This is a genomic window from Flavobacterium notoginsengisoli (assembly GCF_014207905.1).
GTDB lineage: Bacteria > Bacteroidota > Bacteroidia > Flavobacteriales > Flavobacteriaceae > Flavobacterium > Flavobacterium notoginsengisoli_A.
Genome location: NZ_JACHLB010000006.1, coordinates 377508 through 386878, shown reverse-complemented (window position 1 = coordinate 386878; position 9371 = coordinate 377508). Strand labels below are relative to the sequence as shown.

The following is a 9371-nucleotide window of genomic DNA, read 5'->3' as shown; positions in this document are numbered from 1 at the left end:
CTCACTTTGCACCGAAATTAGATGGTCACTTTAAACCGAAACGAAGTGGTCACTTTAAATTGGAAAACAGTGGTCAATATGACTGAGTTTTACAGCAACTTAAATGTCATTTTAAATCGTTCAAAGAGTTGTTTTTCTCAAGCAATCACTAGAAAAACAAGCAATAAAACACAAATACAAATATACTAAAGTTAGACAAAATACACTGCTTTAAACTCTAAGAAAAACAAGATAAATACACCCGAAATTTGGTGGTCAAATCTTTCCGAAGCTCTGAATCTACATAGATCCATATTTAAAATTTGATTTGATATAATTATACAAAATTACTGTAATTGCAATAACTTTGTCCTTCATTACCTAAAAATCAAAAATGGACATTGTCAAATTTAAAATTACTTCAAAAACAATAAAAGTTGAAGTCCGAAATTCTAATAATTATGTTTTCAATTTTAATACAGCTTTAGAGATAGAAAAAGAAGATAGAGATGTCTTGTTGAAACTATATAATGCCTTAGATCTTCTTTTTAAAAAAGATAATAATGCTGAGATAAAAAATTACATTTCCCCAAATCAAACAAATATTTTAGATCAAATTTCAGCTGTTGAAAATCATGAGTCAGAGGTCTAAATTTCACAAGATTCTCAAGTGAGGAAAGGGAGTGAGGAAATCATTAAAAAGCTAAAAAAATCTTTTTTTTCGAAATCAAAAAGAAATTGAAAATCAATTATTTACATTTTTGTAAGTTTTAACTTTCACGATTCATAACCCTGAGGTCACGGGTTCAACTCCCGTCCTCGCTACGAAAAGGCAAAACCCTTAAACAGAAATGTTTAGGGGTTTTTTATTTGAAATAATGCTTTATTTAAGTCAAGATCTTTATTAAATTAGCATCTTTGCAGAAAGTAATTTAGAAATGTATGGATATAGTTAAATTTAAAATCACATCGAAAACAATAAAAGTGGAAGTAAGAAATTCCAACAATTATGTTTTTAATTTTAATACTGCTTTAGAGATTGAAAAAGCAGACAGAGATGTTTTATTAAAACTGTATAATGCTCTTGATTTACTTTTTAAGAAAGAAAGTGCTCCTGAAATAAAAAACTACATTTCGCCAAATCAAACTAACATTCTGGATCAGATTTCTGATGCAGATAATTTGGAACAGAATAAATAAAATATACGTTTCATTCAACTGGACTATTATTTTAAAATTAAAGCTGGACCATTAACAATGTTCTTTATCAAAATAAATTTGACATAATTTATTATATCGCGATGAACATACACTTTATACAGCACGAAACTTACGAAGCTCCAGGCGCCTATCTTAAATGGGCCGAAAATAGAAACTATAAAATATCTTTTTCGAAAGTTTTTGAAAAAGACGTTTTGCCAGATTCTATAGATTTTATAGACATCCTTATTGTAATGGGCGGTCCTCAAAGTCCAAATACAACTATTGAAGAATGTCCTCACTTTAATGCTGATGCGGAAATTGGGTTAATACAAAAATGCATTGCGGCTGGAAAAGCAGTTGTCGGAGTTTGTTTGGGTTCTCAATTAATCGGGCAAGCTTTAGGAGCAAACTTCAATCATAGTCCAGAAAAAGAAATTGGTGTATTTCCGATAACTTTGACCGAAGACGGAAAAAACGATGAAAAAATAAATCATTTTGGAAATATTTTAAATGTTGGGCATTGGCATAATGACATGCCAGGTTTAACAAAAGAAAGTAAAGTTTTGGCTTTTAACGAAGGTTGTCCAATTCAGATTGTTTCTTACTCAAACCTTGTGTATGGATTTCAATGTCACATGGAATTAAATACTGAAGTTGTTGCTCTTTTGATTGAAAGTGAAACAGATTTATTAGCCAAAAGTGAAAAGTTTAAATTCGTTCAAGATCCTAAAACTATTTTAGATTATGATTATACCGAAATGAATGAAAAACTTTTTCAATTTCTCGACAAACTTGTATTAGTATATAAAAATTAGAATTTCCACAATAAAAACAAACCCTTAAACAGAATTTGATTAAGGGTTTGTCTTTTTATCATTTAAAAATATTTCGAATTATTTTTCCGATTTCAGCAAAATCGTCGTGACTGCTAACGGCTCTTTTCTCGGCAGTATTTTTTTCAATTTTAGAAAAAGGATAGATAAGCATGTAATTATTATTACTCACTCTACTATTAAGTAAATTTGGCACTTCTTGCATTTTAGCAAAATAAGAATGCATTCCCTTATTGGCCATCATAATAATTAATCCATCGTCTTCTTTGAGATCAAAAGCTGTTTGTTGAGCCTCTTCCCAAGAACTAATAATATCAAATGAAGCTTCAATAGTAGCTTTCTTTACGATTCTTTTTAAAATCTGCATCGTTTTGTCTTTTCCATAAAAATTCATTTTCGCTCCAGAATTGCGTCCAATATTCCATATTCTAAGCATCGAATGAAAAAATCCAGCATCCATTTCTGCGTTTTCGGGTATAAGTACCACATATTTTTTAATTGTCGAAACAGGCTGAACGGCATGATAAACCATAAGATTTATATTCTTATTCTGAAGATAACCATTGTACAAATTGTATCCAAATGAGGCAGAAAAACCTTTTTCGCCTTGCAAACCAATAATAAGATCTGTTATTTCTTTTTCTTTAATCACATTACTTATTCCGCTTGCTGTATCATTATCGTGCCGCGTAATCGGATTCAGTTTAACATCGGCTGCTGAAGCGGCTTTTACCGCCGTTTCCAGAATCTTTTCAGCATTTTTAACCGATGATTCGTTTTCTGCCTCATTAATCACATTTACAGCAAAAACACGATCCTTGTTGGTTGAAGTTTTTACAATAAGTCCTAGATTAACTATTTTCTCTACAGTTTCTTCGTGGTTAAGTGCCAAAAGAATATTTTCTTTTTCTTCACTATTACCAGACACTTTATTGTCTTTATCAGCTTCCGCGATTTTTTGAGCGCTTGCCATAGAAACAAATGAAGAAACAGTACATGAGATTAATATCAACAGAATACTTCCATTTAAAACATGATCATTTAAAAGTCTGATTGGTTCTCCTGCGTCATTTTCGCCAATAATAATATTATATCCAACCATTACAGAAGCTAGAGTTGCCGCTGCTGAAGCTGAACTCATTCCAAAAATCAGCTGGCCTTCATCATTAGTAAGTTTGAATGTTTTTTTGGTTAGCATGGCGGCAAAATATTTTCCGCCAATAGAAGCTATTAACATAATTGCTGCCACCCATAGCGTTTCCCAACTTTGAATAAACGCACTGAAATCAATAAGCATTCCGACACTTATCAGAAAGAAAGGAATAAAAATAGCATTACCAACAAATTCTACTCTATTCATTAAAGAGGAAGTATGCGGAATCAATCTATTTAAGGCTAAACCGGCAAAAAATGCACCGATAATAGATTCTATTCCGGCAAGTTCTGCCAAAAGTGCCGCTAGATAAATCATTACAATAACAAAAAGATATTGCGAAATCTTATCTTCAACGTTTTTGAAAAACCAGCGTGCGATTATTGGAAAAACTAATAATACAATCAATGTAAAAACAATCATCGAAATAGAGAGTTTCAGCCAGAAAGCCGCTCCGACTTCTCCTTGCGACATTCCGACCACAACTGCCAAAACCAAAAGAGACAAAACATCTGTAATCATGGTTCCTCCGACAGTTATATTGACAGAAAGGTTTTTAGCAATTCCTAAACCACTTACCATCGGATACACAATTAGAGTGTGCGACGAGAACAAACTAGCAAAAAGTACTGAAGTTAAGAACGAAAATCCTAATACATAATAACCACCAACAAGCCCCAATACAAACGGAACTGTAAAAGTATAGAGTGAAAACAGTATGCTTTTCCATTTATTCTTTTTAAAATCGGCCATATCGATTTCTAATCCAGCCAAGAACATGATATACAAAAGTCCCGTAGTTCCTGTAACCACAACACTGCTATCTCTTGATAAAACTCCGAATCCATTTGGACCAATAACTGCTCCCGCAATAATAAGCCCAAGCAAATGCGGCACTTTAATCTTATTTAATAAAAGCGGAATACACAGTATTATGATAAGTTCTATGAGAAATTTTAAAAGCGGATCTTCAATAGGAAGACTAATATGATGAATACTCAAAAACATAAATTATTTTTTAGATGGCGTAAGTTCGACTGAGAATTTTGCGGTGCAATTATCTTGTCCTGTTATGGTTTGTGTTCCTTTTATGATATTCTTTTTAATATCGTCGAGCACAACGCTAACTTTTATATTGTTTTTAGCAGAACTCTCTTTTGCCGAATCAAGAACTATTTTATTGACTAAATACTGTCCTCTAAAAACTCTTTTAATTTCTTTATTACTGACAACATTTGCATACATTCCTGTAGAATCTGATACAAAATCCCAAATTTCTGTGCGTTGGTCTCCAATAACATAATTACTGCAATTTGATTCTTTGCAAATCATTTTACTGCTCCATTTAATCTTTAAACTATCTGGCCAAACTTGCATTTTAGGAACTGTATCTTTTACTTGAAGAGTTAATTGAATACTATCTTTCATTTTCAATAATAATTCATATTCAGCTTCTTTATCGGCAAATTTCTTTTCGCGCTCCAGAAGCTCATTTTCTCTTTTGGTAATTTCTTGTTCTTTTTTATCATTACAGGAAAATAAAAAAGGTAGAAACAATACAACTAAAAGTTTTTTGAAAGTCATGATATTTAGATTTTGTTATCTACAATTTAAGCATAAAAATCCTTTTATCTCTGTAAAACCAATAAAAATGCAACATTTTGAAGATTTTTAAAATCTCATTATGTAACATTTCTCCAGCAACAGCGTCAAATCTTAAATTAAATACGGTTCTTTGTAACTAATTACATTCAATATTTGAAATCCTCTAGATTTTGAATGCAATAATATTGAAACCAATGAGTTTAGATTAGTTAAAAACTGGTCGCGATATTTTCGTTATGGACAATAAAAAGTTTATTTTAAGTTTAAAAAAAGGTAATGAAGCAGCTTTCAAAGAAGTTTACTTCAACTATTACGATAAACTTATCAATATTGCCCGACGATTTAATTCTTCTGTTTTTACTCCCGAAGACTTTGTTCAGGAAACTTTTATCAGATTATATAACAAAAAAGAATTACTCCACGAAGATGTTTTGCTAGACAAACAATTGTTTACAATCTGCAAAAACATCATTATCAATCACATTAACCGAGAAAATAAAATCATTCAGCTTGATCCTCAAGTTGATATTTTACAAGAAGAAACTGATTCTGGAATTTTTGATGAAAGAAAAGAAAAACTACACACTTTCATTAATCAGCTTCCAGAACAGCAGCAAAAAATATTTACTTTACATAAACTGGAAAACCTTAGCTATAAGGAGATTGCCGAAATTACAGATCTTTCTGAAAAGACAATTGCCAATCACATTTATCTTGCCAGTAAATTTATTCGAAAAAAAATCGAAAACCATTAGGAACTTTTTTGTTCTCGTTTGTTATCTATAAAAACAAGGACAGAAAATGCATATTGAAGCGTATAAAACTAATGTTAGAACTAAAAAAGAGGCCAATCTACTTGTGGCACATTTACAGTTCATCATTTCAGATTGTATCATCAATTTTGATAAAAAGGGCCGTGAAAACATTCTAAAAATCGAAACCAATCGTGAGATTAAAGAAATGGTTTATGGAGTTTTTACCAAACAAGGATTTCATTGTCAAATTATTTAAAACCAAAAAAATGGATAAGAAAAAATTTGACGAAGAATTTGAAAAGTTATGGAATGAAAACCCAGCTTCACATTCAGAAGATGAAAAAGAAGCTTCTTGGGAACAATTTCATGAAGCAACTTTTGCTAAGAAGAAAAGAAAATCTAGACCTTGGCGCTATATTGCAGCTGCTTCAGTTTTACTTTTTATTCTTATTGGAACAGGAATTTATTTTAATGGAAATGCTTTAAGCGAAAACAATATTGTTGCCGAAACTATTATCGAAAATACTTCTTCAACAATAAAATTTGTTGTTTTACCCGATAGTTCAAAAGTGGAATTGAGTCCAAATTCTAAAATTTCTTACGGAGCTAATTTTGCTTTAAACAGAAAAATAGAGATTGATGGTGAAGCTTATTTCAAAGTTAAAAAAGACAAACAGCATCCTTTTCAGGTTTTCTGCGACGAAACTACAACTACTGTTTTAGGAACTTCATTTATTGTAAAAGAATCTGAAAATGAAGAAATAACAGTTGAACTTTTTGAAGGAAGTGTTCAAATGAACGTAAAAGGTCAAGATCAGAAATGGATTTTGAAACCTGGGGATAAATTTACCTACGGAAACCAAAAAGCTTCTTTAACTGAATTTAACCGTTTTATAGATTTTGACAATCAGAAACTTTCTGTTGTAAGTCAATATATCGAAGAAAACTATGGTTACAAAGTGATTCTTCCAAACGAAAATCTGAATCAGAAAATCACAATTCGAATCAATAAAAAAGAAGATTTAAAGACAATTGTACAATTAATATCAGAGATGTATAACCTAAATTTTGAAATCAATGAAGATTTAAAACAGATTACTTTTCAATAGAAAAGAAAAAAGGATGTAAGCCGCGAAACTCCACATCCTCCTCATATTCAGGATAACACGAGGTTATTCCATTTAATAATAATTCAAAAATACAAAATTTCATGAAGCATATAATTTCAGCATGCTTTTTTTTACTCAGTTTATCTATGACCGCACAAAAGGTCACCGTAACTGTAGATCAGAATGTAACATTAAAAGATTTTTTTAAACAGATCGAAAATCAATCTGATTTTAAATTTGCCTTTACAGAGCAATTCGATACCAATAAAAAATATTTCACTAAAAAAAGCATTTTTAAGCAAATCGAAATCGAGAAGCTTATTGCGGAATTAAACAAAACTGCAACGGTCCAATTTTCTATTGTAGGCAACAATATTTTTGTAAAACAGAAATCTCCCTCTCAAAAAGCAGTCAAAAAAAAAAGCAAGCTAAAGGGACAGATTTTTGATAATGAAAGACAGCCAGTTATTGGTGCTAATGTTTTTATTAAAGAATTGGAAGCTGGAACTATAACAGATATTAACGGAAGATATAGCTTTGAGATTCCAAACGGAACCTACACTCTCACGATTAGTTATGTTGGATCTAAAAATCAGGAAAAACAAATTACAATTTCTGATGATGTGACGATGAATTTTAGCATTGAATCTGATAGTCAGCAATTAGGAGAAGTTATTGTAATGAATAACAAAGCTGTCGATATCAAAACAACTCAAATGAGTGTCAACAAGCTTTCGATGCAGGAAATCAAAAAAATTCCGGTTGCGATGGGAGAACCTGATCCTTTGAAATCAATTCTGACTTTGCCTGGAGTTACCAATGCTGGAGAAGCTTCTTCTGGTTTTAATGTCCGCGGAGGTGCTGCCGATCAGAATTTGATTCTTTTAGACGGTGCGCCTGTTTATGCTGATTCGCATATGTTTGGTTTTTTCTCCATTTTTAATGCTGATATCGTTAATGGTTTAGATTTATATAAAGGTGGAATTCCGTCTAAATTTGGAGGCCGTGTTTCTTCCGTTTTGGATGTAGCACAACAGACCGGAGATTTTGATGAATATAAAGTAAATGGCGGAATCGGAATTATTTCGAGTCGTCTTTTGGTTCAAGGACCAATACAAAAAGAGAAAAGTTCGTTCATCCTTTCCGGACGTACTTCGTATGCGCATTTGTTCATGAAACTGGCGGACAATAACAACTCCGCCATGTTTTATGATTTGAATGCTAAATTAAATTTCCGTTTTGATGCCAATAACACCTTATCTTTTTCAGGTTATTTTGGAAATGATTTATTCGACATTAATGATCGTTTTGCGAGTACTTACGGAAGCACAATGGGAATTTTAAGCTGGAAACATAAATTTTCTAATAGCTTAAACAGTAACCTATCTGCTTTTTATAGCGATTACAGATTTAATCTTGAAATTCCGATTGAGAGTTTTAAATGGGACAGCAATATTCAGAGCTACGGAATGAAATACAATTGGAATTACCAGCAGTCCGAAAAATTCAAAATCAATTACGGTATTGATGGTTTGTATTATAATTTTAATCCGGGAGTTGTACAGCCGACTTCTTCAGATTCTCAATTCAATTACAAACAATTAGATAAAAAATATGCTCTTGAAGCTTCTGCATTTATTGATTTTGAAAACCAGATTACAGAAAAACTGAATTTCCGTTATGGACTTCGTTATAGTTCATTTTACCGTTTTGGACCAGAACCAATCAGCACTTACGAAAATGGTCAAGCGGTTGTATACAATCCTTTATACAAAATTTACGAAGAAGGAACTCCGACAGGAACAATCAATTATAAAAAAGGACAGGCTATAAGCACTTTTAATAATTTAGAACCTAGAGCTGCTCTTTCTTATGCTTTTAATGATGAAACTTCTATAAAAGCAAGTTACAACAGAATGGCGCAGTACATTCATATTTTAGCCAATACACAATCTCCGTTACCAATGAGTATCTGGACTCCAAGCGGACCTTTTACAAAACCTCAACTTTTGGATCAGTATGCGATGGGTTATTTCAGAAATTTCAGAGATGGCGATTACTCTTTAGAAACCGAATTATTTTATAAAAATGTCCAAAATCGTATTGATTATATTGACGGAGCTGATGTTTTGGCTAACAATAATATTGAACAGGTAATCTTAAATGGTAAAGCAAGGTCTTATGGAATGGAATTATTATTTAGAAAAAATGTCGGCGTTTTCACCGGATGGATTTCTTATACTTTATCTCGTGCAGAACAAAAAACTCCAGGAAGAACTCCTGAAGAACCAGGCGTTGCAAATGGAAATTGGTATTTATCTGGTTATGATAAACTGCACAATTTAAGCATTGTTGGAAGTTATGAATTAAATCCAAAATGGTCTTTTAATGGTAATTTCACTTTGCAATCTGGCCAGCCTGTAACTTATGCAAATGGTTATTATGAAATGGGAGGCATTCATGTTCCGAATTATTCTCTAAGAAACGAAAATAGACTACCGCTTTTCCATCATTTAGATCTTGCGGCGACTTACACGCCAAAACCAGACAAAAAGAAAGGATGGCAGAGTTACTGGGTATTTAGTCTTTACAATGTTTACAACAGAAAAAATGCTGCTTCGGTAAGTTTTACAACCAATGAAGACACTGGCGCAAACGAAACCAGAAGACTTTCTATTTTCGGAATTGTACCTGGGGTTTCTTATAATTTTAAATTTTAATGCTATGAATAAAT

The 9371-nt window shown here is 32.0% G+C and carries 9 protein-coding genes; 7 read left to right on the top strand and 2 right to left on the bottom strand.

The features are described from left to right. Positions 1 to 373 precede the first annotated feature (373 nt). The 3 genes from HNP35_RS19070 (at position 374) to HNP35_RS19060 (ending at position 1997) form a co-directional block, all read left to right on the top strand. Entirely contained in the window at positions 374 to 631 is a 258-nt protein-coding gene (locus tag HNP35_RS19070) for a hypothetical protein (protein ID WP_184164949.1), read from the top strand. A gap of 290 nt (positions 632 to 921) precedes the next feature. Next, complete coding sequence (locus tag HNP35_RS19065; RefSeq protein ID WP_184164952.1) at positions 922 to 1179, top strand: hypothetical protein; 258 nt, start codon at positions 922 to 924, stop codon at positions 1177 to 1179. Positions 1180 to 1280: 101 nt separating this feature from the next. Then, on the top strand, positions 1281 to 1997 hold the full coding sequence (locus tag HNP35_RS19060) for a type 1 glutamine amidotransferase (RefSeq protein WP_184164955.1): 717 nt from the start codon (positions 1281 to 1283) through the stop codon (positions 1995 to 1997). 58 nt (positions 1998 to 2055) lie between these two features. Here HNP35_RS19060 and HNP35_RS19055 read toward each other — a convergent pair whose 3' ends face one another. Next, positions 2056 to 4176 carry a cation:proton antiporter gene (locus HNP35_RS19055; RefSeq protein WP_184164958.1) on the bottom strand — a complete coding sequence of 707 codons (2121 nt, stop codon included), beginning with the start codon at positions 4174 to 4176 and terminating at the stop codon, positions 2056 to 2058. 3 nt (positions 4177 to 4179) lie between these two features. After that, entirely contained in the window at positions 4180 to 4752 is a 573-nt protein-coding gene (locus tag HNP35_RS19050; RefSeq protein WP_184164962.1) for a hypothetical protein, read from the bottom strand. A 257-nt stretch (positions 4753 to 5009) separates the two neighbouring features. Here HNP35_RS19050 and HNP35_RS19045 point away from each other — a divergent pair, with 257 nt between their 5' ends. The 4 genes from HNP35_RS19045 (at position 5010) to HNP35_RS19030 (ending at position 9357) form a co-directional block, all read left to right on the top strand. Then, positions 5010 to 5528: an RNA polymerase sigma factor gene (locus HNP35_RS19045; RefSeq protein WP_184164965.1), complete on the top strand. Its 519-nt coding sequence runs from the start codon at positions 5010 to 5012 to the stop codon at positions 5526 to 5528. 46 nt (positions 5529 to 5574) lie between these two features. Then, the gene (locus HNP35_RS19040) at positions 5575 to 5784 is read left to right on the top strand and encodes a hypothetical protein (protein ID WP_184164968.1); all 210 of its coding nucleotides are present in this window, start codon (positions 5575 to 5577) and stop codon (positions 5782 to 5784) included. A 10-nt stretch (positions 5785 to 5794) separates the two neighbouring features. Beyond that, positions 5795 to 6637 (top strand): FecR family protein, encoded by an 843-nt coding sequence (locus HNP35_RS19035; protein WP_184164971.1) that lies wholly within the window; start codon positions 5795 to 5797, stop codon positions 6635 to 6637. A gap of 101 nt (positions 6638 to 6738) precedes the next feature. Next, the gene (locus HNP35_RS19030; protein WP_184164975.1) at positions 6739 to 9357 is read left to right on the top strand and encodes a TonB-dependent receptor; all 2619 of its coding nucleotides are present in this window, start codon (positions 6739 to 6741) and stop codon (positions 9355 to 9357) included. Positions 9358 to 9371: the final 14 nt, after the last annotated feature.